Source organism: Megasphaera sp. DISK 18, assembly GCF_001682955.1.
Lineage (GTDB): Bacteria > Bacillota > Negativicutes > Veillonellales > Megasphaeraceae > Megasphaera > Megasphaera massiliensis.
Genome location: NZ_LUGJ01000023.1, coordinates 23,722 through 49,018, shown reverse-complemented (window position 1 = coordinate 49,018; position 25,297 = coordinate 23,722). Strand labels below are relative to the sequence as shown.

The following is a 25,297-nucleotide window of genomic DNA, read 5'->3' as shown; positions in this document are numbered from 1 at the left end:
TTCATTCGGCTAGAATCTATACTATATTACTATATACAACTATAAATTTCCGGAAGGTGGGTATTTTCATGAAATTTGATTTGAAGAAGATGGGGATTGTCTGTGTATTTGTCTTGGGAATCACTTTCTCAGGTACGGCCATATTCCCCGGCAGCTATTCCTCGGTACAAACTGTTCAGGCTGCTGAAACAGCTATCATTAACGGTTACACCATTGACGTCAGCTCCGTTTGGTATGATGAACCCAATCGTACTTTTGGCGCCGCTGTTACCGACCCGGACGGCAATTATTTTACAACTACCTATAAAATGGTTAAAGTGTCCAGTCGTCCTTATCAAATGAATATTTACCAAAGTAAAAACAATAACCCTTGGGTACAGATCGGTGTCATCACGGACGAAGCCAGTTATCAAATCGGCAATAAGAAAACGGGAGGATTCCTATTCCGAAAAATTGCAGACTTGGCAGCCCGCAGCGTAGGATATGAAAAGATGTTTTAAAAGGATATCGAAAAAATAGCATGAAAAAATGAAGCTGCGCCAGAAAGCGTTTTTGGCGCGGCTTTTTCTATCATAAAAAGTTAATATTGTAGGCACGCAAGCGGTATTTAGCTGAAAAAATTTATACCGATTATCTGTCAAACACTATTGAAATCAAAAAAACTTCCTCAACGGATTAACACTCTTCGAGGCTTTTCGTCCTTATCCATCGGCGAGGGTATTGGCAGCGACTGCCCTGAGATTTTTTATGAGTCGATTTCCTGTAACGCTTAGTCATACGTACCGTTGTCAGGAGGCAACGATGAGACGCTTTCTATTTTATATTGAAGTCTCACGGTTAAATTGGCGGTGGAAATAGGGAGTCGGGTAGAAGAAAAATGTCAAATTAGTGTAAAAAAATATATACCAAGTTTTAGGGAGTGGAAGTGGATACGACGTATTTATGGGGTATTATGCCATTCGTTTTGTTGGCATTATTATTTCATACAAAATGCCAAATGAAAAACGCATATTAAATATACTTTAATCGCAATATTAGGAAAGGAGTAAAAACATAACGGAATATATATTGTAACGTTAGCGATTTGACGGTGGATTAGAAACTGAAATTGGTTGAATTTAATGATTATGAGGAGGATTTTAATATGGGAGCAGATGTTATATCGATTGTATTTTTTATTGCCGCTATCGTGCTGGCTTTTATTCGTAAAATCAATATCGGCATTGTGGCTTTAGCCTTGGCAGTACCCTGTACGATGCTCATTGGAATGCCCGGCAAGGAAATCATTGCCGGAATCAATGGAAACTTGTTCCTTACGTTAGTCGGTATTACCCTACTTTTTTCTATTGTTAATGATACGGGAGCCCTCGATCTTTTGGCTCATAAAATCGTTGCCCTTGCAGGGAAGCGGTTATGGCTTATTCCTATCTTGCTCTTTGTTGCCGGGGGACTTATTACCGGTGCCGGCCCCGGGGGAATTCCCGTTCTGGCCATTATGATTCCCATGGGGATTGCAATCGGCATTCGTGTCGGCTATCATCCGGTCATGCTGACCTTAATCGGTATCTGTGGAATGACCGGCGGCCGTTTTTCACCGATTACGCCGGAAGCGGCTATTGTTTTTAGCGCCATTAATGATACTGCTATTGCCGGAAACAATGTTATTCCAGCCATTATTGCCAATGTGACACTGGCAAATGCCGTCATGGCCATCGTTTTATTTATTGCCTTCAAAGGATATAAGGTAAAAGCCGTGGACAACCAGTCCACTATATCCAAGACCAACAATTTTACACAAAAACAATGGATTTCTTTTGGCGGTATTTTGGCGATGCTGGCTCTGATTATTTTTTTAAAAATAAATGTAGGCCTCGCGGCTATGATTGTCTCGGCAATCTTGCTGCTGTGTCATATTGCTGACGATGGTAAGTGTATTAAAGCTGTCCCTTGGGGAACGATTCTCATGGTGTTGGGCGTCGGGGCCTTATTACATATTGTAGCTAAAACGGGTGGCATCAGCTTGATGACGGATGCCCTGGCCAGTATGATGTCTTCGGCAACAGCTTCTACCTTTATGGCATTATCATCGGGGCTTTTAAGTTTTGTCAGCTCTGCTTTAGGCGTTGTTTATCCTACCATGATGCCTATGAGTATCGGAATTGCTCAACAAGTTGGGGGCGTCAATCCGGTTGCCCTAATGTCGGCTGTGGCAGCCGGCGGTGCCTGTAGCGGTATTTCACCGATGTCTACGGGCGGAGCTATGATTATCGCCATTATGGCCGTTGAATTGAAGGAGAAATTCCCAAAAGAAAAGCAGAACAAGGTATTTGTTCAACTTCTGATTATTGCAGGCGGTAATTTACTGGTATTAATGGCCTGTGCCTTCCTTTTCTTCGACGTCGTCGCGAATCTTTTATCTCCCTTGTGATTTTTTCGTATAAAGTAAACCCGCTGCAGAATGCTTCGCATTTTTGCAGCGGGTTTATTTGTGTCGTCTGAAGTGGCTTATTTTAGGTGATTGAATAAGGTTTGGCGAGTAATGTTTAGCATAGAGGCAACTTCGGTCTTGGTATATCCTTGCTCCAGGAGATCGTTGATGACCAATTTTTGGAAGGTCTGCTGAGCTTTTTTCATATCGAGTTTGAAGGTGCGCGGATCGATGAGATGAGCTCTTTTTTGGGGTTGATGTTGGTCAAAGAGGTAGGTGTACGATGCATTGTCCGTTTGGCTGTATATGTGATAGCGCAGCGCGGTGCTTCGAATTTCTCGGATGTTGCCCCACCAGTGATGTTGTAATAAGGCCTTCTGGAGCGGTTCTGGCAGGTCTGATTTTTTTATGCTCCGGTTGGAAAATTCCGATAGAAAATGGAGGAATAAATAAATTATATCTGACGGACGTTCGTCAAGAGGTGGTAAGGTAAGGGTTAAGGTATTGAGCCGAAAATATAAATCTCTCCGGAAGGTACCTTCATTGATCTTTTCAATGATATCCGTATTGCTGGCGGAAATGATGCGAATGTCGAGGGGAATCACATAGTCGGAGCCGAGGCGCATAACTTGCTTAGTTTCGAGAACACGCAGCAGTTTTGACTGGATATCGGAGGACATGCTGTTGATTTCATCGAGGAAAATAGTTCCGTTGTGCGCCAATTCGAACAGGCCGGCTTTTCCTTCTTTTCGAGCGCCTGTAAAAGCGCCTTTTTCGTAGCCGAAAAGTTCGCTTTCTAATAGTTCCGGTGGCAGGGCCGCACAGTTGACGGCAACAAAGGGACCGTTTTTCCGCGGGCTTGAATTGTGAATGCTTTGAGCGAAAAGCTCTTTGCCGGTACCACTTTCGCCTTGAATCAGGATCGGGGCATCATAAGCTGCCATCGTTTCCGCCGTAGCTTTGATTTTGTTCATATTAGCATCTGTTGTCAAAATATCGGAAAAATGATGTGCTGCCGTGAGCCCCGTTTTGGCAAGTTTGTATCGGACATTTTTTTCTAGCCGCTGCAGCTGCGTTACATCTCGAATATTTAAGATATAGCAAGGGGCTCCGTCAAGCTGAAAGGAAGAAGAATTCAAAACTAAGGTATACGGATTGCGTTCAAGAATCACGTCGGAGAATGTCATAGGGGGTTTTTTAGGAGTGCCGGTAAAGATATCTTGTATGGCTGCTGTTTCTGCCGGGACGTTGAGAAATCGCTGGGCCTGGGCATTTATATGAGATATGTGTCCTTTCCGGTCATAGATAATGATACCCTCTTCGACTTGGGAGAGGACGGTAGTAAATAATGAAAGCTGGTGCCGTTCTCTTTTATTGAATAAAGCCAGGTCGCGTGCATATTGATAAAGTGAAAAGATTGTTGGATTACTGGGCATAATCGTGAAAATCGGGAGTGGAATATTGGTAATGCGCGGCAAGATCGCGGTACCTACGATAGCACTTTCGGAATTAATATCGAGATGGTCTAAAATATCTTGTAGTCCCGGCCGTGTTTTATAGGTGAATACTTCTATTTTTTCTCTCAGTTCAGTCGGACACATAGAGAGTTTGAAGATGACGCTGGCGTTTAAAAGCAGATAGATTTTTTTGTATTGTCGAGCTTGTTCCAGGGCATAAATGATGTCGTATGTGGAGAGATAGAGACGAAGTACCGGTACTTCGTGAATGACGGGGACTAGTTCTTGATACGTACCACCACTGGCAACGAGTACTTGGGCTCCGCTTTTGATCATGGCGCGAGCTTGGCCGTAGATATTCTGAAAGTCGAGAATTGTCGTTTCAATCGGCATATTGTCCGGTTCTTTGCTGTAATTCCATAATGCTTGTTCAATTTTATTTTTCATGACCTGGTCTGTTGCCAGGAAACAGATTTTTTCCAATAATCTCACCTCAGTTCCAGTGTACGTAAAAATAGATGAGATGTCAAATATATGTAAAAAAATATATACACAAGTCGTGATGCGGTTTGATAGAGACTGCTGAATCCCGTAACTAAGCTGTTTTTTATAGTTGGCATTATTATTTCATACATATAGGCAGAGACAATCAAATAACTAGTATATATAGGAGAAAGGAATTGATGAAAATGACAGAAGGATTGTTGGAAGGTATTCGAGTCCTTGATTTTACCGGATTTTTAGCGGGTCCGTATTGCGGCATGTTTCTGGCTGATATGGGGGCCGATGTCATTAAGGTAGAAAACTTGCTGACGAAAGGGGAGTTTTGCCGCTACGCCCGTCCTTTAGATGCTAAAACCGGCCGCAGCATGTATTTTGGAAATCTGAATCGGAATAAACGCGGGTTTGCTGTTAATTTGAAGTCAGAAGAGGGGAAAAAAGTTTTTTCTGAATTAGTCAAATCGGCCGATGTTCTCTTGGAAAATATGCGCCCCGGTGTCATTAAAAAATTGGGTTTCGGATATGAAGAATGTAAAAGCCTTAATCCCCGTATTATTTTTGCGTCTATTTCGGGGTTTGGCCAGTATGGTCCTTATTTTTCAAGACCGGGTTATGACCTTATTGCCCAGGCGATGGGGGGATCCATGAGCATTACCGGATGGCCCGGTTCAGAACCGACTCGTGCCGGCATGGCCATTGGCGATATGATGGCCGGGATGAACTGCTGTATGGGTATCCTGGCGTCCTTGATTAAGCGTCAGAAAACCGGTGTAGGCCAGCGAATTGATGTAGCTCTCGTTGATTCTATTGTTTCTGGTATGGAAGCGAAACTCATGCAGTATCTGTATACCGGTAAAGTGCCGGAGAAGACCGGGAATAAATATATTTCTTCGGCTCCGTATGATTCGTTTAAAGCCAAGGATGCGTATTTTGTATTGGCAAGCGGTACCGATAAACATTTTGAACATCTTTCAGCCGCTATGGGGATGCCGGAACTGGCAAAAGATCCCCTTTATGAAAACACGGAATTACGCAAAAAAAATGCCGATTCCTTGAAGAAGATCATTGAAGCTTGGGCGAGTGATAAGACGAGTCGTGAGGTCGTTGATATTATCCTTGGTGTCGGTGTTCCGGCCGGTCCTATTTATGACATTGCCGATGTTTGCAACGATAAAAATATTGTAGAAGCCAGAGAGATGTTGGTCAAAGTACCTGATAAGGACGGCGGTGAATTTACGGTCTTGGGCAACCCCATTAAAATGGATGAATATCCTTGCACCTATCGTAAGTCGGCACCGGATCTTGGCGAAGACAATGTGGAAATTATGAAAGAACTGGGCTTCTCTGATGATGAAATTACTGAAATGAAGGCTTGTGGAGCTATCAAATAGGAGGATAAGCATGAAAAAAGATATAACCGTCGTAGAAGTATGTCCTCGTGATGGTTGGCAAAATCATAAAATTCCTATTTCTACGGAAACAAAGATTAAGTATATTAAACAAATGATTGATTATGGCGCCGAATCTTTTGATTTGGTATCTTTTGTCAGCCCTAAGTGGGTACCGCAGATGAAAGACGCTGCGGAAGTTCTGCAGGAAAGTAAAAAATATGCGGCTGAACTCGGCAAAGATATTGAATTCATGGCCTTAGCCCTTAACAGTAAAGGCATTGAGAATGCGTTGAAGGCTGGAGCTACGAGTATTCAATTCGTCATTTCAGCCAGTGAAGAACATAATAAACGGAATTCAAATCGGACCATTGAGGAATCCTTAGCTAACTTTAAGACGATGGCGTCGGCAGTCAAAGGCGTTAAAATGACCCTTGCCTTGGCTTGTGGGCTGGGATCTCCTTTTGGCGATGAAGTGCCGGCAGATCGTGTTAAATATCTTTGCGAAGAAGCCTTCAATGTTGGCGTTACTCGCATTGGACTCGGGGATACGGCAGGCATTTCTAATCCGGTCCATACTAAAGAAATCATCCGGGCCTTAAAAACAATATGCGATGTCAGCCAAATCGGTATCCATCTCCATGACACCTACGGCATGGGGTTAGCTAATGCCTATGCCGCCGTAGAAGAAGGGATAACTGCCATTGATGCAGCTGCAGGCGGGTTAGGCGGATGTCCTTTTGTGCCGGGAGCGAAAGGGAATATTGCTACAGAAGATTTAGTACATATGCTGCATGCTATGGGGTACCAGACGGGATATAACCTGGATAAAGTTTTGGGATTAGTCCGCTCTATGTGTGACGAGATTCAAGCGACGCCGACCGGCAGTGTGATTAAAGCTTATAAAGGTTGATAAAGACGATAAGGGTTTTCTTATAGGAGGTAAAAATGAGACAATTAATGACGGGTGATGAAGCCATTGCCAGAGGTGTATATGAAGCTGGAGCATCGTTTGCATCGGCTTATCCGGGTACTCCCAGTACGGAAATTCTGGAAAATATTGCACAGTATGATGAAATTTCGTCCGAATGGGCACCGAATGAAAAGGTGGCCATGGAAGCCGCTATTGGTGCCTCTATTGGCGGCGTTCGCTCTTTTGCTGCCATGAAGATGGTTGGCCTCAATGTGGCTGCGGATCCGCTTTTTACCTTTGCTTATTTAGGGGTGAATGGCGGTATGGTGTTCGTATCGGCTGATGATCCGGGGATGCATTCTTCTCAGAACGAACAGGATAATCGTAATTATGCGAAATTTGCCAAGATTGCCATGATGGAACCTTCTGATTCGCAAGAAGCGAAAGATATGGTGGCTGAAGCTTATGAAGTCAGTGAACGTTACGGCACACCGGTAATGATTCGGATGACGACGCGTGTCTGTCATTCTAAGGGGTTAGTACAGACCGCGGACCGTCATAGCTTTTCGGCTGTACCTTATGTCAAACAGAGAGATAAAATGGATCCGGTGCCGGCCATTTCTAAAGTACGTCGTTATGTCGTTGAAGAACGGGAAGAAAAGCTGAAAGAATACAGCGAACAGACGGCACTGAACTTTGAGGAAATGAATGACACGAAAATCGGCATTATCACTTCGGGTGTTTCCTACAATTACTGTAAGGAAGTCTTTGGGGATAAAGCTTCGTATTTAAAGTTGGGCTTTACATACCCCTTACCGCTGCAAAAAATCCGTGCTTTTGCAGACAAGGTAGATGAGCTCTATGTCGTAGAAGAACTGGACTCCTTCATGGAAGACCAAATCCAAAAGGCAGGGATTGCTTGCCACGGGAGAGACGTTATTCCCGGCATCGATGAACTGAATCCGAACCGCATTGCAAAAGGAATTCTGGGAGAAAGTTATACGGGAGTTCTCGTCGAACCGGAGCTTATTGTCGACAGACCGCCGGCGCTTTGTGCCGGCTGCCCGCACCGCGGATTTTTCTATGAGCTGTCAAAACGAAAAGATACGGTTATGGTCGGCGATATTGGTTGCTATGCTTTAGGCGGATCGGAACCGCTTAATGCGAAGGACATGGCTCTGTGCATGGGAAGTGCTTTCTCTCTCGGCCATGGATTAGTGCGGGCTTTTTCTAAAAGCGGGCAGGCAAAGCGCGTAGTAGCGGTCATGGGCGATTCGACCTTCTTCCATACCGGTATCAATGCCCTTACGGAAGTGTCGTACAATAAGTCGAATACGATCTGCGTCATTCTTGATAACCGAATTACCGGTATGACAGGTCATCAGGAAAATCCGGGAACCGGATATACGATTAAAGGGGAACCGACGACAATCATCGATGTGGAACAAGTCGTTCAGGCTCTTGGCATCCACCATGTTCGTACGGTCAATCCGAACGATTTATCCGATATGAAATCGGCACTGGACTGGGCGTATTCTATTGAAGACGAACCGGTTGTTATCATTACTAAATGGCCCTGTATTTTGAAGAAGTTTTCTTCTGAAGATAAAAAGGAATTCAACTTGGACAAGGTACCTTGCGTTATCGATAAAGAAAAGTGTATCGGGTGCAAAAAATGTCTGACGACAGGATGTCCGGCTCTTCGCTTTAATTTGGAAGAGAAAAAATCGGAAATTGTTGAAGTCGACTGTGTCGGGTGCAAAGTTTGCATGCAGGTATGTCCGGTTAAAGCTATCAGCAGAAAGGGAGATCAATAATGAATGATGTAAAAAGTATCCTCCTTGTCGGTGTGGGAGGTCAAGGGACGATTCTGGCCAGTAAGATTCTTACAACAGGACTTATCGAAAACGGGTATGACGTGAAAATGAGTGAAGTACACGGCATGAGTCAGCGAGGCGGCAGTGTCAGCACCCAGGTTCGGTTTGGGAAAAAAGTATATTCACCGATTATCGGAGAAGGGACGGCAGATATCCTCGTTTCCTTTGAAGAAATGGAAGCGGCCCGTTATGCGAAGTTTTTGAAGCAGGACGGAAAAATGGTTGTAAATACGTATCGGATTCCGTCTATGCCGATTCTGTCAGGATCAAAAACATATCCGGAAAACATTATTGAAAAACTGGCTGAAAAAGTTTCGACGATGAGTCTCGATGCGACGAAAATTGCAGCCGATTTGGGAAATCCTAAGAGCGCCAATATCGTTCTTCTGGGAGCGCTGATTAAAGCGCTGGGAATGACCGATATTGATTGGAAGGACATCATTGCCCGAACGGTTAAACCGAATTTTGTGGAAATCAACAAGCAGGCCTTTGATGCCGGATTTGCTGCAATCTGATTTTTAGCAAGACAGGGGATATTAGAAGATGGACTAATATCTTTCTATGATAGCGTTACGGTGAATAGATTAGCTGAAGGCTCTGTATACAAGTAGGTCGTATGCAGAGCCTTTTTACGTTCACCAAGCATAATGGAGGAATGGATATGCTGATTTTTATGACCTTGTTTGGCGTGGGGTGTCTTTTAGGTTTGACCGGCGGTGGTGGGGCCGGTGTCGTCATCGCGGTGCTTACGGCCGTATTTAATGTGCCGATCCATCTGGCCATGGGGACCAGCCTCGGTGCCATGAGTTTTACTACCCTTTCTGGTGCCGTCAGTCATTTCCGTGAAGGGAATGTGAATCTCTATACCGGTATCGCCTTGGGGGTGTTTGGGGCCGTGGGAGCTTTTGCCGGAGCTAAATTTGCATCGTTGATTCCGGCTGCGACGCTTCACTACCTTACGGGGGGGATGCTTATTCTTTCCACAATCCTCATGTATCTGTGCCTGTATCAGCCGGGGATACCCCTTTTTTCTTATACCCCTACGGAAAAACTTGTTTCACCACTGCAGTTTTGGCTGATGGCTGCACCGGCAGGTTTTGCCCTCGGATGTCTCTCGGGAACTTTCGGTATTGGCGCCACTCCTTTTATTCAACTCGTCTTACTCATCCTGTACCGACTGCCTATTCTGATTGCAGTCGGTACGACTATGCTGGTGATTTTTCCAATCGCTGTTTTTGGAGGATTCGGATATCTTTTAGAAGGAAATCTGGATGCCATTCTCTTTCTCCAAGTCGTTGCCGGTCTTATGGCGGGGACTTATATTGGGGCCAGATTTACGAAACGGATACCGCATCGGATATTAAAGTTTGTCATGACGATCATCCCCGGTATCGGAGCCGTAGTCCTATTTATGGGGGGATAAAACATCGCTCTCTAGAAGGCGTTTTTCCGGAAGGCCGGGTATATTCACAGGCTCTCCTTCAGGCAGAACTGAGAAATTATAATCTCTCAGGCTGTTTGAAGGAGAGTATTTTTAATGAGTGAAAATCGAGCAGCCATAAATGATTGCAGCGATAGTTGGGCGTATTAACCCCAATGGAAGGGCAGGCCGGCGATTGTTTGGCCGTATAAAAGATATCATCGTAAATCGGTACCCAAAATAATGCGTATTATATTTTTTCAAGTGTATACTGGATGATTAACCGTTCACAGTACAGTGTCTTTGTATTTTTTTTCAGCATCCTAAAGCAGATGCGGCAAAGGTTTTCATGATTTATTGAAAGTGAAAATCTTATGTGTTTCGATGACTGCCGTTTCCGTAAATTGCGGAAATAAATCCGTCTATGATGTAAATACGGAAACTGTTATAATAAAGTGAACAATATTATGCATATATATCATAATATTACGGTATACACAGCGTTGCGGTATATACGATATTGCCGTATATATGCTGTTTCGGTATATACCGATACGAAACTTCCATACAAAAGGGGGAAATAGTTGTATGGACAAAAAGTCACGAAAGAAAAAAATTATAGAGCTTCTCATTACCCGTCCGGAAGGCATGACTGGGGAAGACATTGCCACGCAGATCGGCGTTTCTTCCCGTACTGTCCGATCGGATATGAAAAAGTTGCAGGAACGGTTGCAGTCCTTTAAAAGCGAAATCATTGCTGCCCCCAATAAAGGCTATCGATTGGAAGTGAAGGAACCGAGAGAAGTGCTTCTTCAACTTTCCGATGAATCTAAAACTCAGGTAGGAATGTTACAGTCTGTATCACAACAGAATTATATTATCGGTCGGTTTATCGTAGCGTGTATCGATGATGATTCGGTTACGCAGATGCATCTTTCTGAAGAGATGCATGTCGGTATTTCAACGATAAAAAAATACCTTGCCGAAACGTGGCTGAAACTAGAGGAATGGAACCTGACACTGGAACAGTACAAAACAGAAGGCTTGCGAATTGCCGGTGAAGAGGGAAATATCCGCAGTTTTATCGTCGATTATCTTCAAGAAGTAGAGAATCCCCTCGTTAAAGAACGGATTTTTTCACAGACGTCTGATGTACAGTATCAAGATATTTTGCTCAATATTTCTGAAGTTCGCAATCTGCCCTTTACCGATACGGCACAGCATAACCTTATCGTACAGGTTGCCTTATCTGTATTGCGGTCACAACGGGGCCATACCTTGGCTATTACGTCTAGTCTGGCTCAAAAACTGGAAGTTTCCTTTGAACACGATACGGCAAAGAAAATCGCCAACAGTATTAACGAAAAGCTGTCCATCGATTTGCCCTTTAGCGAGGTGTTTTATCTGACTCAGTGCCTCTTGACGGGGAAAAAGTTCCACGATGGTGAATCGGGATTGAATGATGATCACATCCGGCAATTGGTAGAAACTATACTGGACAGGGTCGATGAAAAGTTCGGTCTCGATTTTAGCGACGATTCGTACTTGAAAGAAGGGCTCATGCTGCATCTGCGCATTGCTATTGCCCGCGTCCAGTTCCACATGGCCATACGGAATGAACTGCTAGAAACGGTAAAGCATGACTATCCCGTGCCTTTCCAGATTTCCGTCTATGCCGCAAAGATTGTGAGCGATATCGAAGGTGTCCAGTTTAATGAAAATGAAATCGGTTATATTGCCCTCCATTTTGGGGCTGCCATGAGCCGGAACAGCATGATGGATCTTGATGAAGTAAAACGAGTGTATATCGTCTGCTCTGCAGGACTGGGTGTTTCGATGCTCTTAAAGGCCAAGGTTCGGGAACATTTCCGCAACAGCATACAAGTCGTCGATGTCCTGCCTGCATACAAGGTGACACAGGATATCATCGATGATGCCGACTTTATCTTTTCTACGGTACCCTTACCGATGGAATCGCCGAAAATCTTAAGCGTCAATCACATGCTGCAAAAAGAAGACATCGAAAAAATCCAACGCGTCGTTTTCCATCGCCAAGATGAAGTCGGCAGTGATGATTTGATGAAAGGCTTTTTCCATGGTGATTCCTTCTTTCTTAATAAGGATTTTAAAACACGGGAAGAATGCTTGGAATTTCTCACGGATCAAGCCGTTCAAGGCGGCTATATGGATGAACAGAGCAAGCAATCCGTCTTTGAACGGGAACAACTTAGCTCGACAGCCGTCGGTAACTTGGCTGCCTTGCCTCATGCCATGGATACGGAACATGTCAAATCCAATATTTCCGTGCTGACCTTGCAAAAGCCCATTCCTTGGGGGGACATGCAGGTGCAGATCGTCTTTTTGTTGACTATTGAACAAGAAAAATCGGCACTGTGGGAAAAGGTATTCTTGCGGTTATATAATTTCATCAAAGACGGCAATGGTGCCGAGCAAATGCGGAAAATCCGGGATTTTGAACAATTTATGAGCCTCTTTGCCGAGGTGATACCATAAGGATCACGAAGTTCCTGCTACAGGGCTGCGTCCTATATAAATTATAATATTTGAAAACGTAAGGAGATGTTACTATGAATGCGAAAAAAACTGTTTTAATTGCCTGTGGCACCGGCATTGCCACTTCTACGGTTGTCAGCACGGTTGTACAGAAAATTGCCAATGAAAACGATTTGAACGTGGATATTATCCAGTGCAAGATGATGGAAGTTCCGGGCTATGCAGACCGGGCCGACCTCTTGATTACGACGACGGTCGTCGATAAGGATCAATATAAGTTCCCCGTCATCGGTGGTCGCCCTTTCCTTACGGGAATCGGAAAAGACAAGGTAATTGCGGAAATTGTAGAAGTCCTCAAAGCATAATTTTATAGCGAAATACTTTTTGAAAAGAGAGATGGTGTTAAAACCGTCTCTCTTTTTTATTTTTCCAGGAAGGTATTACTTGTAAGAATTTTCCGCAATTCGATTTAGGAAATAAATCGGCCCATAAAGAATGAAAAATTTCCGCATGCGTGGAAGTAACTATAACTATGAGGGAAAGTTCTCGCTTGGTATACTGTAGTCAGCTCAAGAGAAAGACACAAAACAGAACCATAAAAATTATCACATAAAGAAAAGAGGATGCATATGGATAGTACAATACAGCAGGAGCTCGTTCTCCTCAATGTAGAAGCCAAAGACAAATTTGATTTATTAGAACAGTTAGCATGTCATTTGCAAAAGCTGGGGTATGTCAAGGATAGTTATAAAGACGCTGTCATTGCCCGGGAAAAAGTCTTTGCTACCGGCCTGCCGACTGTCGCAGGAGGGGTAGCGATTCCCCATACGGATGCCGAACACGTAAATGAACCGGCTATCTGTTTCGCGCGTTTAACGAAGCCCGTCGACTTTGTCATCATGGGTGACGATGAAGAAACGGTTTCCGTCGATCTCGTTGTCATGTTAGCTATGAAAGAGCCGCACGCACAAATCGATCTCCTGCAGAACCTCATGGGGGTTTTCCAAGATGAAGATGCGTTGACCTATCTGAAAACGCAAAATGATAAACAGAGCATCGTAAACTTCATAAAAGAACGTGTCTTTAACAACTCAGCAGAATAATAGTGTATAAGGAGGAACTTATCATGAATACGAAAAAAACAGTTTTAATTGCTTGCGGTACCGGTATTGCTACCTCTACGGTGGTCAACAGCGCCGTACAGAAAATTGCTAAGGAACACAACTTAGACATCAATATGATTCAGTGCAAAATGATGGAAGTACCCGGCTATGCCGATCGGGCTGATCTTTTGATCACGACGACCGTCGTCGATAAGGACCAGTATAAATTCCCCGTCATCGATGGCCGCCCCTTCCTTACGGGAATTGGAAAAGACAAAGCCATTGCAAAAATTATCGAAGAATTAAAAAGTTAATAGAGGTGTCTTATAAAGGAGGTTTCATAAAATGGAACAATTAACACCCATGGTACAAGCATTCTTAGCTCTTGGGCCTACCGTTATTTTACCAGTATTCATTTTCTTCATCGGCTTACTGTTCCGTGTTAAACCGGCAGAATCCTTCCGCTCCGGCCTGACTATCGGCGTCGGTTTTGTAGGAATCAACTTAGTTGTCGCCTTGTTAGTTGATAACTTGGGACCGGCAGCACAGGCTATGGTTGCCAATTTCGGCATCCAGCTGACGGCTATCGATGTCGGTTGGCCGGGATCGGCAAGTATTGCTTGGGCATCGCCGATCGCCGCGGCGATTCTCCCAATCGGCTTGTTAGTAAACTTCGTCATGCTCGTCACCAAGACGACGAAGACGATGGACGTCGATATTTGGAACTACTGGCACTTCACTTTCTGCGGTGCTTGCGTTTATGCCTTGTCGAACAGCTTCATCATGGCTATCCTTGCCGCTGTTCTCTTCGAAATCGCCATCTTGAAAATTGCTGACTGGACGGCACCGTATATGGAAACATACTTCGGTCTCGAAGGGATTTCCGTTCCGACCGGTTCGGCAGCTTCCTATGCAACTATTGGCGTTCCGCTTATCTGGCTTATCCAGAAGATTCCTTTCATCAAAGACCTCAAAGCGGACCCGGCTTCTATTCAGAAACGCTTCGGTATCTTCGGCGAACCGATTTTCATGGGCTTGTTCTTAGGTATCATCATCGGTGCGCTTGCCGGCTATAATCCCGGTAAAATCATCCAGGTCGGCATGGCTATGGCCGGCGTCATGGTTCTCATGCCGCGTATGGTTAAGCTTCTCATGGAAGGCTTGATTCCCATCTCGGAAGGGGCTCGTGAATTTTTACAGAAACGCTTTGGCGAAGACTCGGAAAATGCTAAGATTTACATCGGTCTCGACGCAGCGGTTACGACCGGCCATCCTGCTGTTATCGCAACGGCCCTGATTCTCGTCCCGCTTACCTTGTTAATGGCGGTCATCCTTCCCGGCAACATCGTACTGCCCTTTGGCGACTTGGCGACCATTCCCTTCTTCGTTGCGATGATCGTAGCTGCCGCCCGCGGCAACATCATTCACTCCGTCATCGCCGGCGTCGTTGTTATCAGCATATCCTTACTCATTGCTTCGTTTATGGCTGAATTCCAGACGTCCATGGGCCTCATGGCACAGTTTAAGATGCCTGACGGCGCCGCTCTCATTTCTTCCATTGACCAGGCAGGCAACTTCGTCAACTTCATCATCTTCCAGATCTTTGCATTGTTTGCATAATTATATGCCCGTGCAGGGCGTAAAACCGCCCTGCATCTATTTTTTTGACTATTTTTAAGATATTTTCCACTGAAATTAGAATTTAAATTCATAAAAGTGTATTTTTATAGGAGGTAGTTATCATGAAAGCACTCGTTAAGATGCAAGAAGGCGCAGGTAATTGGGCTGTTATCGATAAACCGGAACCGAATCCCGGCGAAGGCCAGGTAAAAATTAAGGTAGAATATATCGGCATTTGCGGCAGTGATATTCACACGTATGAAGGTCACTACAACGTCAACGCCAAAGGCCTCACTATCGGTCACGAATTTGCCGGCGTCGTTGCAGAAGTAGGCCCCGGCGTGACCAACGTCAAGGTAGGCGACCGCGTTACCAGTGAAACGACCTTTGAAGTCTGCGGAACCTGCGAATATTGCCAGGCTGGCGAATACAACCTTTGTTCTCACCGCAAAGGCCTTGGGACACAGCAGGACGGTGCCATGGCACAGTATATCCTGGCCCGTGCCCAGAGCTGCCACATCCTGCCGGAAAATGTAACCACTCGTCAGGCCTCGATTACGGAAGCTGCCTGCTGCGCTTACCATGGCGTACATAAAGCCGATATAAAACCGGGAGATATCGTCCTCGTCCTGGGTCCCGGGCCGATCGGTCTCTTGACGGCACAAGTCGTCATGGCCCGCGGCGGCCGTGTCATCATGACCGGCCTCACTTCGGATATGGGCCGTTTGAAGATTGCCAAGGAAAAATTTGGTGTAGAATACATCGTCGATGTACAGAAAGATGACGTCAAAGCTCTTGTCAATGAACTGACCAACGGTTATGGCGCTGATGTCTGCTATGACTGCACCGGTGCCGTTCCCTCCATGCAGTCCGGCATGGATTTGCTCCGTAAGAAAGGGCAGTACGTACAGATTGGCTTATTTGCCAAAGACGAAGTACCCGTAGACTTCTCCAAGATCATTCAAAAAGAATTGGTCGTATACGGAAGCCGCAGCCAGAATACGCACGATTGGGAACCGACGCTGCAGCTCATGAGCGAAGGCAAAATCAACGCTGATAAGATGATTACCCATGAAGTAGGTATCGACGAATGGGATAAAGCCTATCAAATGCTGAAGAGCGGCGAAGCCACAAAAATCGTCATGCATCCGATTGGCTAATAGAAAAAAGTAGTCGTAGACACGCCGGTCTGGGCCGGCGTGTTATGACGTAATATCCCATTCAGGAGGTTTTCGTATGAACATAGATTGCAGTACCGTGAAAATGGAAACGGAAAAACGCGCTTGTCAGTTGCGCCGCAACATCGTGCGCATGCTGACCGAGGCCGGATCCGGTCATCCCGGCGGATCCCTTTCCATCATCGATATTTTGAACGTCCTCTATTTTGAAACGATGCATGTCGATCCGGCACAGCCGAAAATGGCGGACCGCGACCGCTTCGTCCTCTCCAAGGGCCATGCTGCACCGGCGTTGTATGCAGCGCTCCAGGCACGCGGCTATTTTGCCGAAGAAGAGCTCTGGAAGCTTCGTAAGACCGGCGCCATGCTGCAGGGCCACCCGGATATGAAAAAGGTTCCTGGTGTCGACATGTCAACAGGATCGCTGGGGCAAGGCCTTTCTGCAGCTAACGGAATGGCACTGGCAGCAAAACTGGATAAGGCCCCATGGCAGGTCTATGTCATTGCCGGCGACGGTGAAATCCAGGAAGGTCAGATTTGGGAAGCTGCCATGAGCGCAGCCCATTATCATCTCGACAACGTCATGCTTTTCGTCGACTGCAACGGACTTCAGATCGATGGTACCAACGACGAAGTCATGACCGTCAATCCTGTCAGTGATAAATTTAAGGCCTTTGGCTGGAATGTCATCGAAATCAACGGCCATGATTACGAAGCAATCCGCGGCGCTATTGCTGCCGGCAAGAGCATTAAAGATAAGCCGACGGCTGTCATCAGCCACAGCGTCAAAGGCAAAGGCGTGTCCTTCATGGAAAATCAAGTAGGATGGCACGGCAAGGCTCCATCACCGGAACAGTGCGCCCAGGCACTGAAAGAACTGGGAGAAGGAGGCGAAGCGTAATGGCTATGGCAACTCGGGCAGCCTATGGTAAGCTGCTGGAAACTGAATTATATAAAAATCCCCGCGTCGTCGTATTGGATGCCGACTTAGGGAATGCGACGAAATCCGTTTCGTTTAAGAAGGCAGCTCCAGAACGTTACTTCAATATGGGTATTTCTGAAGCCGATATGATGGGGACGGCAGCAGGTCTGGCGACAGCCGGCAAGATTCCCATTGCCAGTACCTTTGCTATCTTTGCAACGGGCCGTGCCTTTGAACAGATCCGCAATTCTATTTGCTATCCTAAGTTAAATGTCAAGATTGCTGCAACCCATGCCGGTCTTACCGTCGGTGAAGACGGCGGCAGCCATCAGGCTATTGAAGACCTTTCTCTCATGCGCAGCCTGCCCAATATGACCGTCATCAACCCGGCTGACGCTAAAGAAGCGCAGGAAGCGTTGAAAGCGGCTGTCGACTATGAAGGTCCTGTCTATATCCGCCTCGGCCGCGCCGAAGTGCCTGATATCCACGATGATTCCTATCAATTCCAGTGGGGGAAAGGCGAAATTTTACGTGAAGGCAGTGACGTCGGCATCATCGCGACGGGCATCATGGCTGCTAAAGCGCTGGAAGCTGCAGATGCATTGGAAGCCAAGGGAATCCATGCCCGGGTCATCAACATCCATACGCTGAAACCCTTGGATGAAGAACTCGTCATAGAAACGGCTAAGATGACAGGCCATATCGTTACCTGCGAAGAACACAGCGTCATCGGTGGACTGGGATCGGCTGTCAGTGAAGTATTAGTACGCCATTGCCCGGTCAAGCAGGACTTTATCGGCGTTAACGATTGCTTTGGCCAGTCCGGCAAGCCGGCAGAATTATTAGAAAAATATGGCCTTACAGCAGCGGCCATCGTAAAAGCGGCTGAAACGAAATAAGTTAATACTACGTATGTGATTAGGAGGCAGATAGCGGTGAAACTCATCATTGGCAGCGACCATGGCGGTTTTGAATTAAAAAAATCAATCACAGAATATTTAGATAAAGAAGGCATTGCCTATACCGATGCAGGTACCCACACGTCGGAACGGTGCGACTATCCGGTCATTGCAAAAAAAGTAGCCGAAGCCGTAGCCGCCGGTGAATACGATAGAGGCATTCTCCTTTGCGGAACGGGCATCGGCATCGGTATTGCAGCCAACAAGGTTCATGGAATCCGGGCGGCTCTTTGCCACGACATGTTTTCTGCAGAATACTGCCGGCGCCACAACGATGCCAACATTCTCACCATGGGCGGCCGTGTCATCGGTCCGGGAATGGCCATCGAAATCGTCCGTCTTTTCCTCACGACCGGCTTCGACGGCGGCCGTCATGCAGAACGGCTCAATATGGTTAAGGAAATGGATACGTAAAGGATCTGACGACAGTGATTAATAAAATTGGAGTATTAACAAGCGGCGGCGATTCTCCCAGCATGAATGCTGCCATCCGCAGCGTGACTCGGTATGCCATCTATAAGGGCCTGACGGTGGAAGGTATACAGCGTGGCTATGAAGGATTGATCCACGGCGAAAGCTTGGCTTTGAATCGTCGCTCTGTAGGCGGTATCATCCATCGCGGCGGTACGCATTTACGGACGTCTCGTTCTGAAGAATTCATGACCCGAGAAGGGCGGCTGAAAGGCTATAACTGGCTCGTGCAGAATCACATTGATGCCCTTGTCGTCATCGGCGGCAACGGCTCCATGAAAGGCGCTGAAAAGCTGAGTGAAATGGGGCTGCCGACGGTTACGATTCCCGGAACTATCGATAACGATATGGCAGGAACGCAATATACCTTGGGCTACGATACGGCTGTCAACACCGTATTAGAGGCAGTGAACCGAATCCGGGATACGGCTGTTTCTCATGACCGCGTGGCCATCATCGAAGTCATGGGGCGCCATGCAGGCTTCATCGCCTTAGAATCGGGACTGTCCTGTGGGGCTGAAATCGTCTTGATACCGGAAAAGAAGATGTCCATGGAAGAAGTGTCCCACCATCTGGAAGCATCTCATAAGCAGTGGAAAAAGAACAGCATCATCATTACGGCGGAAGGCGCTGTGAGCGGAGCCGAGGTCCTTCAGTACATGAAGGCACATCATCCGGAAATGAATCCCAGTCTGACCGTTTTGGGCTATCTCCAACGCGGAGGCGCACCGAGTGCCCGAGATGCGAAGATGGCCAGCCTCTTTGGACAGAAGGCTGTAGAATATCTGCTGTCTGGCGGTACGGGGGCCGTCGTCGGTCTTATCCACGACAACATCGTTGCCACGCCTTATGAGGAAGCTGACCAATTTCAATTCGGTATCGATGAAAACGAATATGAATTGGTCCATGCACTGGGAATGTAATAGGAAGGTTTACTAAGAAGGGGCCCTTCTTTTAAGGCAAACCTCTCAAAGTAACGAACAAGAGGAGCCTTGTTGTATAGGTCTCCTCTTCTTTTTATGTATCCCTTGGAGGAGGTAATTTCGTATGATTACGTTAATGGGGAAAAGCGTCTTTCGCGGTATCACCATTGGACCGCTGGCACTTTTTCATCGAAACACGATATCTACAGCTGTCCATGAAATAGAAAGTGTTGAAGACGAAGTCAAACGCTTTCATGGAGCTAGAGAAAAGGCTGTGGAACAACTGCGCATGCTCTATGACAAGGCCGTTCAAAAGGTAGGCGAAGAGCAGGCTGCCGTCTTTGAGGTCCATCAAATGATGCTGGAAGATGACGACTATATCGAATCCATTGAAGGATTGATTCAGGATAAAAATATGAATGCCGAAGCTGCGGTAGAACAGACGGCCCAGTTGTTTGCCGAAATGTTCCGCTCTATGGAGGATGCCTACATGCAGGGCCGTGCGGCCGATGTCCTCGATATTTCCCGTCGCGTACAGATGGAATTGTGCGGCGGTCAGGGCGTCGATTTCAGTAAGTATGGTGAAGTCATTATTGCAGCCGATGACCTCGTACCGAGCGAAACGCTCCAGCTCGATACGGATAAGCTTATTGGCTTCGTCACCTCCGGCGGAAGCACGAGCTCGCATACGGCTATCCTGGCCCGTACACTGGGTATTGCTTCTGTCGTAGGCACGGGAACACAGCTTCATCAGGACGTAGACGGAATGTTGGCAATCATCGACGGGACTACGGGCATGGTTTATATCGATCCCGATGACGACACCCTGGAAAAGATGAAGGCCAAGAAGGCTGAAGAAGACGAATGGCATGCTAAATTAGAACAAGTACGGGGACTTGAATCGGTGACCCTTGATGGCAAAAAAATCAATGTCTTTGCCAATATCGGCAATACGGAAAACCTGCCGCAAGTGCTCCAAAATGATGCGGAAGGCATCGGACTGTTCCGCAGCGAATTTCTCTATCTCGGCCGCAAGGATTATCCGACGGAAGAAGAACAATTCGAAGCCTACAAAAAGACAGCCCAGGCCTTGGAGGGCAAAACGGTTGTCATCCGGACGCTCGATATTGGCGCTGATAAAAAAGTGGATTATTTTAACTTGGCGCCGGAAGAAAACCCGGCCATGGGTATGCGGGCCATCCGCATCTGTCTGACACGGCCTAATCTCTTTAAAACTCAGCTCCGAGCCCTCTGCCGGGCGTCCGCCTTCGGAAAAATTGCCATCATGTTCCCGATGATTATTTCCGTTTGGGAAGTACAGCAGTGCAAAAAGATTTTGGATGAAGTCCGCCAGGAATTGGATGCTAAAGGCATTGCCTACGATAAGGATATGGAAGTCGGCATCATGGTCGAAACGCCGGCGGCAGCGGTCATGAGTGACGAGCTGGCAAAGGAAGTCGATTTCTTCAGCATCGGCTCCAATGACCTGACTCAGTACACACTGGCTATCGACCGTCAGCAGACGACACTCGATTCCTTCTTTGATGCCCATCATCCGGCGGTACTGCGTCTCATTGAACAGACCATTCAAAACGGCCATAAGGCTGGTATCTGGGTTGGTATCTGCGGTGAATTAGGCGCAGATCTTACCTTGACCGAACTGTTTCTTCGCATGGGTGTCGATGAGCTTTCTGTAAGTCCATCGGCTGTGCTGGGCCTGCGTGAAAAAATACGTTCCCTTGATTTGACAAAATAAATTGTCCATTGTACAGTAAGGAAGAGTCTGTACAACGTGAGATTACTCATTGTATACAGGCTCTTCGTAATTTCGATGCCCCAGGGTATCGTGGCTGAGGAGGATATATGGATAGACGAAAGCTGTTTGTGTTTGACCTGGATGGAACTATGTTCGATACGGAAATTATTTCCTATCAGTGTTGGCGGGACGTATCGGCCCGTTACGGATTCCAAATGGGACGTGATGTATTTGATCTCATGTTGGGCCGTGACAACCTGCGCGTCCGCTCTACCTGTGAAAATGCCTTTGGGCCGACTTATCCCTATGACCGGGTGTGCAAGGAGAAGATAGAACTGCAGCTGGAGTACTACCGCACCCATGATATTCCTATGAAACCGGGATTACTCCATATTTTGGAATACGCGAAAGAACAGGGCATCCTCTGTGCTGTTGCCTCGTCGTCACCGCGGAAACTCATTGAGTATCTGCTGAAAAAGACAGCTATCGATTCCTTCTTCACCGTCGTCCAAAGCGGAGAAGAAGCAGCCCATGGAAAACCGGAACCCGATATCTTTCTCATGGCTTGTGACAAGGCCGGCATTGCACCGGAAGATGCCCTGGTTCTGGAAGATTCAGAAAGCGGCATCCTGGCAGCTCATGCCGCAGGAATCCCGTCCGTATGGATCCCGGACCTTGTGACGATTCCCGAAGAGGTGCAGCAGTTGGCTTGGCAATGCTGCCAACGGTTGGATGAAGTACCGGCCCGGCTGGAACAAAACTATGGTAAGACGCATATGAACGGCTAAAAATGATGTACCCCAAAAAGTTAGACATAACCACTGCAGCAAACAGGCTGCGGTGGTTTTTCTATGCAGCGGCATGGCTAAGTACGTAGGTTGCCGGACTGAATCCGCCGTGTGTTTCCTCGGGTGCTTACGTATCGGTTGAGCTGCATGAAGCTTAGCCTTAAAAGGGCATATACTATAAAAATCCCCCTAAACTTTGGATTTTTTGTCCAATGTCAGGGGGATAATCTGTTGCCTTAAAGGGACAGGGACAGATTCAATGTTTTCTTAACTGTGCAGATTCTTCCAAGCCTTCGGTACGGGGATAAGGAAGGCGAAGATGGAGCCGATGATGGCGCAGATCCAGAGGATTTGAAGGGCCGTTGTCAGGCCCCATTGGTCAGCACCCCAGCCGACGAGGGGCGAGACGAGGCCGCCGATGGTCGTCGTGAGTCCCAGGGTGACGCCGGAGGCAAAGCCGACGTTTTTTCCAAGGTAGGTCTGTCCTAAGACGACGATAGGACTGTAGGCGGCAAAGAGGGAAAAGGCGACGGGCAGGAGCAGCAAGGTCGCTGTGACGATGTTAGTGCTGTTGACAAAGAAGAAGGTCGACGGGATCATGAGCAGCATGGCTCCGCGGAGGACGCGGATGAAGCCGAAGCGGTCGGCCAGGATGCCGCCGAGGAAGGTGATGACGACGCCCATGGAGAAGAGAATCGATAAGGCGAGACTCCCTGTCGTCGGGGCGGCGTGGAGGACGTTGATCCAAAAGAGGGGAATGAAGGCGTTGCAGAGTGTGAAGCCGATGGAACGGACGAAGATGATGACCGACAGACGGCTGAAGGCACCCCATTCGTTTTCCTTGACTTCGCCGGGATGGGCTTTTTGTTCTGCTTTTTTGGATTCCTGTACGAGGGATAGGATGTGGGGCATACGGTTGTAGATAATGAGGGCCAGGATGGTGTTGACGACGCCGAAGATGGCAAGACCGCGGATGTCAAAGGCATAGGCACAGGCACCGGCGACGATCGGTCCTACGGCAAAGCCGGCATTGCCGCCGACGGAAAAGGATCCTAAGGCCTTGCCTTTTTGATCGCCGGCGATGTTGTTGACCATGCGGGCTGCTTCGGGATGATAGATGGAGGAGCCGAAGCCGCTGAACATGGAGAAGAGGAAGATGAGCCAGTAGTTTTGCGTAAAACCGAGAAGGGTCAGGCAGATCCCGCAGAGGATGGGACCTAAGGGGACGAACCAGGGTTTTGAAATCTTATCGGAATAATATCCGAAGATCGGCTGCGACACCGAGGATAAGAGCATGTTGGCAAAAATGAGGGTCGCGCCGTCTTGGTAACTGAGGTTACAGGTCGTGATGAAGTAGGGCAGGAGGGCCGGGATGGCGCCTTGTGCCCAGTCGACGGAAAAATGGCCCATGGCAAAGAGATAGACATAGGGACTTTGTTTTTTCATGAAGGTCTTCCTTTCGTTTTTTTATCGTTATTATTATAACACAAGATTGTTTTCTTTTTTTTGGCGATATATAATAGAATATATTTATTGCTAAAGGAGTTGTGTGAGTATGGCATCAAAAGAAATGTACGCCCTCGGTTCTCAGGCTTCGGTCATCCGAGACCTCTTTGCCTATGGCCAGGAACAGGCAGCCGTCGTCGGCAAGGAAAACGTCTTTGACTTCAGTATCGGAAATCCCACCGTTCCGGCTCCGTCCTGTGTCCGTGAAGCGATTGAAGATATATTGCGCGAACGCGAATCGGCAGCTATCCACGGCTATACGGCGGCAGCCGGCGACGCTCCCGTTCGTCAGGGCTTGGCTGATTTTATGCATAAGACCTACGGTGCCGATGTACGGGCCGACAATTTCTATATGACCTGCGGGGCTGCGGCTTCTTTGGTCATCAGTCTCAAGGCCATCGTCGAAGACCCTTCTGATGAAGTCATCTTGGTGGCTCCGTTCTTCCCGGAATACACGGTTTTCGTGCAGAATGCCGGTGCCAAATCGGTCATCCTGCCGCCTGATACGGAGCATTTCCAGATTTCTCTCGATGCCATGGAACAGGCCATTACGCCGCACACGCGGGCGGTCATCATCAATTCGCCAAACAACCCGTCCGGTGTCGTCTATTCGGCCGAAACGTATGAAAAGTTGGCGGCCCTCCTTGAACGAAAATCGAAGGAAATCGGCCATCCCATTTATCTTATTTCCGATGAACCGTACCGTGAAATCATTTACGACGGCCTTCCAATCTTGTATGTTCCGAAATTTTACCGCGACACGATCATCTGCTATTCCTACAGCAAGTCCCTCAGCCTGCCCGGCGAACGTATCGGCTATATCCTCGTTCCCGACTGTGTCACCGGGGCTAAAGAGGTCTATACGGCAGTCTGCGGTGCCGGCCGCTTCATGGGCTTTGTCTGCGCACCCCATCTGTTCCAGGACGTCATCTTGAAGTGCATGGGCCAGACCAGCGACGTCAATGTCTATGATCAGAACCGGAAACTCTTATATAATGGTTTAAAAGAAATGGGTTATGACTGCGTCTATCCCAGCGGCGCCTTCTATCTCTTCGTCAAGTCGCCGGAACCGGATGCCAAGGCCTTTTCCGATAAGGCTAAGAAGCTCAATCTCCTCATCGTACCGGCCGACAGCTTCGGCTGCCCGGGCTACGTCCGCATTTCTTACTGCGTCGATCCCGATATGATTCGGCGTTCTTTTGCAGCCTTTGAAAAATTGATGGCCCAGTATCGGTAAAGGGCTCTGTTATCTAAAGGGAAAGAGGCTTTTCACTAAATAGGATAAATAAAATGTAAAGGATTTGGAATAATTTTCTTGACACGTTCTGTATCTGTGGTATACTAAACAAGTCGTTAGGAAATGGGCCTATAGCTCAGCTGGTTAGAGCGCACGCCTGATAAGCGTGAGGTCGGTGGTTCGAGTCCACCTAGGCCCACCATTTCTTTATGACGGACAATTGGGACGGCAAGGTATCCCATACATGGGCCTATAGCTCAGCTGGTTAGAGCGCACGCCTGATAAGCGTGAGGTCGGTGGTTCGAGTCCACCTAGGCCCACCACACAGACCATCGT

The 25,297-nt window shown here is 47.2% G+C and carries 22 protein-coding genes and 2 tRNA genes; 22 read left to right on the top strand and 2 right to left on the bottom strand.

Annotated elements, in window-relative coordinates; genetic code table 11:
- The first annotated feature begins 68 nt into the window (after positions 1–68).
- Positions 69–500 carry a hypothetical protein gene (locus tag A0U42_RS05635; protein ID WP_065360206.1) on the top strand — a complete coding sequence of 144 codons (432 nt, stop codon included), beginning with the start codon at positions 69–71 and terminating at the stop codon, positions 498–500.
- 644 nt (positions 501–1,144) lie between these two features.
- Positions 1,145–2,428, top strand: a complete 1,284-nt coding sequence (locus A0U42_RS05630; protein ID WP_065360205.1) for an SLC13 family permease — start codon at positions 1,145–1,147, stop codon at positions 2,426–2,428.
- 77 nt (positions 2,429–2,505) lie between these two features.
- Here A0U42_RS05630 and A0U42_RS05625 read toward each other — a convergent pair whose 3' ends face one another.
- Positions 2,506–4,332, bottom strand: coding sequence for a sigma 54-interacting transcriptional regulator (locus tag A0U42_RS05625; protein WP_255304112.1), 1,827 nt, complete (start codon positions 4,330–4,332; stop codon positions 2,506–2,508).
- Positions 4,333–4,568: 236 nt separating this feature from the next.
- Here A0U42_RS05625 and A0U42_RS05620 point away from each other — a divergent pair, with 236 nt between their 5' ends.
- The 17 genes from A0U42_RS05620 to A0U42_RS05540 all read left to right on the top strand — a co-directional run bounded on the left by A0U42_RS05620 (position 4,569) and on the right by A0U42_RS05540 (position 22,218).
- Complete coding sequence (locus tag A0U42_RS05620; RefSeq protein ID WP_218055525.1) at positions 4,569–5,777, top strand: CaiB/BaiF CoA-transferase family protein; 1,209 nt, start codon at positions 4,569–4,571, stop codon at positions 5,775–5,777.
- Positions 5,778–5,787: 10 nt separating this feature from the next.
- Positions 5,788–6,687, top strand: a complete 900-nt coding sequence (locus A0U42_RS05615) for a hydroxymethylglutaryl-CoA lyase (RefSeq protein WP_065360203.1) — start codon at positions 5,788–5,790, stop codon at positions 6,685–6,687.
- 35 nt (positions 6,688–6,722) lie between these two features.
- Positions 6,723–8,504, top strand: coding sequence for an indolepyruvate ferredoxin oxidoreductase subunit alpha (iorA, locus tag A0U42_RS05610; protein ID WP_065360202.1), 1,782 nt, complete (start codon positions 6,723–6,725; stop codon positions 8,502–8,504).
- Positions 8,504–9,079 (top strand): indolepyruvate oxidoreductase subunit beta, encoded by a 576-nt coding sequence (locus tag A0U42_RS05605; RefSeq protein WP_065360201.1) that lies wholly within the window; start codon positions 8,504–8,506, stop codon positions 9,077–9,079. Before iorA ends, A0U42_RS05605 begins: the two co-directional genes overlap by 1 nt.
- A gap of 146 nt (positions 9,080–9,225) precedes the next feature.
- Positions 9,226–9,987: a sulfite exporter TauE/SafE family protein gene (locus A0U42_RS05600; RefSeq protein WP_065360200.1), complete on the top strand. Its 762-nt coding sequence runs from the start codon at positions 9,226–9,228 to the stop codon at positions 9,985–9,987.
- Positions 9,988–10,572: 585 nt separating this feature from the next.
- Positions 10,573–12,498, top strand: coding sequence for a BglG family transcription antiterminator (locus tag A0U42_RS05595; RefSeq protein ID WP_065360199.1), 1,926 nt, complete (start codon positions 10,573–10,575; stop codon positions 12,496–12,498).
- Positions 12,499–12,572: 74 nt separating this feature from the next.
- Positions 12,573–12,863, top strand: a complete 291-nt coding sequence (locus A0U42_RS05590; protein WP_044504378.1) for a PTS sugar transporter subunit IIB — start codon at positions 12,573–12,575, stop codon at positions 12,861–12,863.
- A 264-nt stretch (positions 12,864–13,127) separates the two neighbouring features.
- The gene (locus A0U42_RS05585; protein WP_065360198.1) at positions 13,128–13,601 is read left to right on the top strand and encodes a PTS sugar transporter subunit IIA; all 474 of its coding nucleotides are present in this window, start codon (positions 13,128–13,130) and stop codon (positions 13,599–13,601) included.
- Positions 13,602–13,624: 23 nt separating this feature from the next.
- Entirely contained in the window at positions 13,625–13,915 is a 291-nt protein-coding gene (locus A0U42_RS05580) for a PTS sugar transporter subunit IIB (RefSeq protein WP_044504376.1), read from the top strand.
- A 31-nt stretch (positions 13,916–13,946) separates the two neighbouring features.
- Complete coding sequence (locus A0U42_RS05575; protein ID WP_065360197.1) at positions 13,947–15,221, top strand: PTS galactitol transporter subunit IIC; 1,275 nt, start codon at positions 13,947–13,949, stop codon at positions 15,219–15,221.
- A gap of 122 nt (positions 15,222–15,343) precedes the next feature.
- On the top strand, positions 15,344–16,381 hold the full coding sequence (locus A0U42_RS05570) for a zinc-binding dehydrogenase (protein WP_044504374.1): 1,038 nt from the start codon (positions 15,344–15,346) through the stop codon (positions 16,379–16,381).
- Between the two features lie 76 nt (positions 16,382–16,457).
- Positions 16,458–17,300 carry a transketolase gene (locus A0U42_RS05565; RefSeq protein WP_218055524.1) on the top strand — a complete coding sequence of 281 codons (843 nt, stop codon included), beginning with the start codon at positions 16,458–16,460 and terminating at the stop codon, positions 17,298–17,300.
- Positions 17,300–18,220 (top strand): transketolase family protein, encoded by a 921-nt coding sequence (locus A0U42_RS05560; protein ID WP_065360196.1) that lies wholly within the window; start codon positions 17,300–17,302, stop codon positions 18,218–18,220. Before A0U42_RS05565 ends, A0U42_RS05560 begins: the two co-directional genes overlap by 1 nt.
- A gap of 36 nt (positions 18,221–18,256) precedes the next feature.
- On the top strand, positions 18,257–18,694 hold the full coding sequence (gene rpiB, locus A0U42_RS05555) for a ribose 5-phosphate isomerase B (RefSeq protein WP_065360195.1): 438 nt from the start codon (positions 18,257–18,259) through the stop codon (positions 18,692–18,694).
- A 17-nt stretch (positions 18,695–18,711) separates the two neighbouring features.
- Positions 18,712–19,674: an ATP-dependent 6-phosphofructokinase gene (locus A0U42_RS05550; protein ID WP_083122340.1), complete on the top strand. Its 963-nt coding sequence runs from the start codon at positions 18,712–18,714 to the stop codon at positions 19,672–19,674.
- 124 nt (positions 19,675–19,798) lie between these two features.
- The gene (ptsP, locus tag A0U42_RS05545) at positions 19,799–21,430 is read left to right on the top strand and encodes a phosphoenolpyruvate--protein phosphotransferase (RefSeq protein WP_065360194.1); all 1,632 of its coding nucleotides are present in this window, start codon (positions 19,799–19,801) and stop codon (positions 21,428–21,430) included.
- A 107-nt stretch (positions 21,431–21,537) separates the two neighbouring features.
- Positions 21,538–22,218, top strand: coding sequence for an HAD family phosphatase (locus A0U42_RS05540; RefSeq protein WP_065360193.1), 681 nt, complete (start codon positions 21,538–21,540; stop codon positions 22,216–22,218).
- Positions 22,219–22,485: 267 nt separating this feature from the next.
- Here the strand turns inward: A0U42_RS05540 and A0U42_RS05535 are convergent, their stop codons facing one another.
- Positions 22,486–23,664, bottom strand: coding sequence for an MFS transporter (locus tag A0U42_RS05535; RefSeq protein ID WP_065360192.1), 1,179 nt, complete (start codon positions 23,662–23,664; stop codon positions 22,486–22,488).
- Between the two features lie 109 nt (positions 23,665–23,773).
- Here A0U42_RS05535 and A0U42_RS05530 point away from each other — a divergent pair, with 109 nt between their 5' ends.
- The 3 genes from A0U42_RS05530 to A0U42_RS05520 all read left to right on the top strand — a co-directional run bounded on the left by A0U42_RS05530 (position 23,774) and on the right by A0U42_RS05520 (position 25,284).
- Positions 23,774–24,961, top strand: a complete 1,188-nt coding sequence (locus A0U42_RS05530) for a pyridoxal phosphate-dependent aminotransferase (RefSeq protein WP_065360191.1) — start codon at positions 23,774–23,776, stop codon at positions 24,959–24,961.
- Positions 24,962–25,086: 125 nt separating this feature from the next.
- Positions 25,087–25,163 (top strand) — tRNA-Ile (locus tag A0U42_RS05525).
- A 44-nt stretch (positions 25,164–25,207) separates the two neighbouring features.
- A tRNA-Ile gene (locus A0U42_RS05520) sits at positions 25,208–25,284 on the top strand.
- The last annotated feature ends 13 nt before the right edge of the window (positions 25,285–25,297 follow it).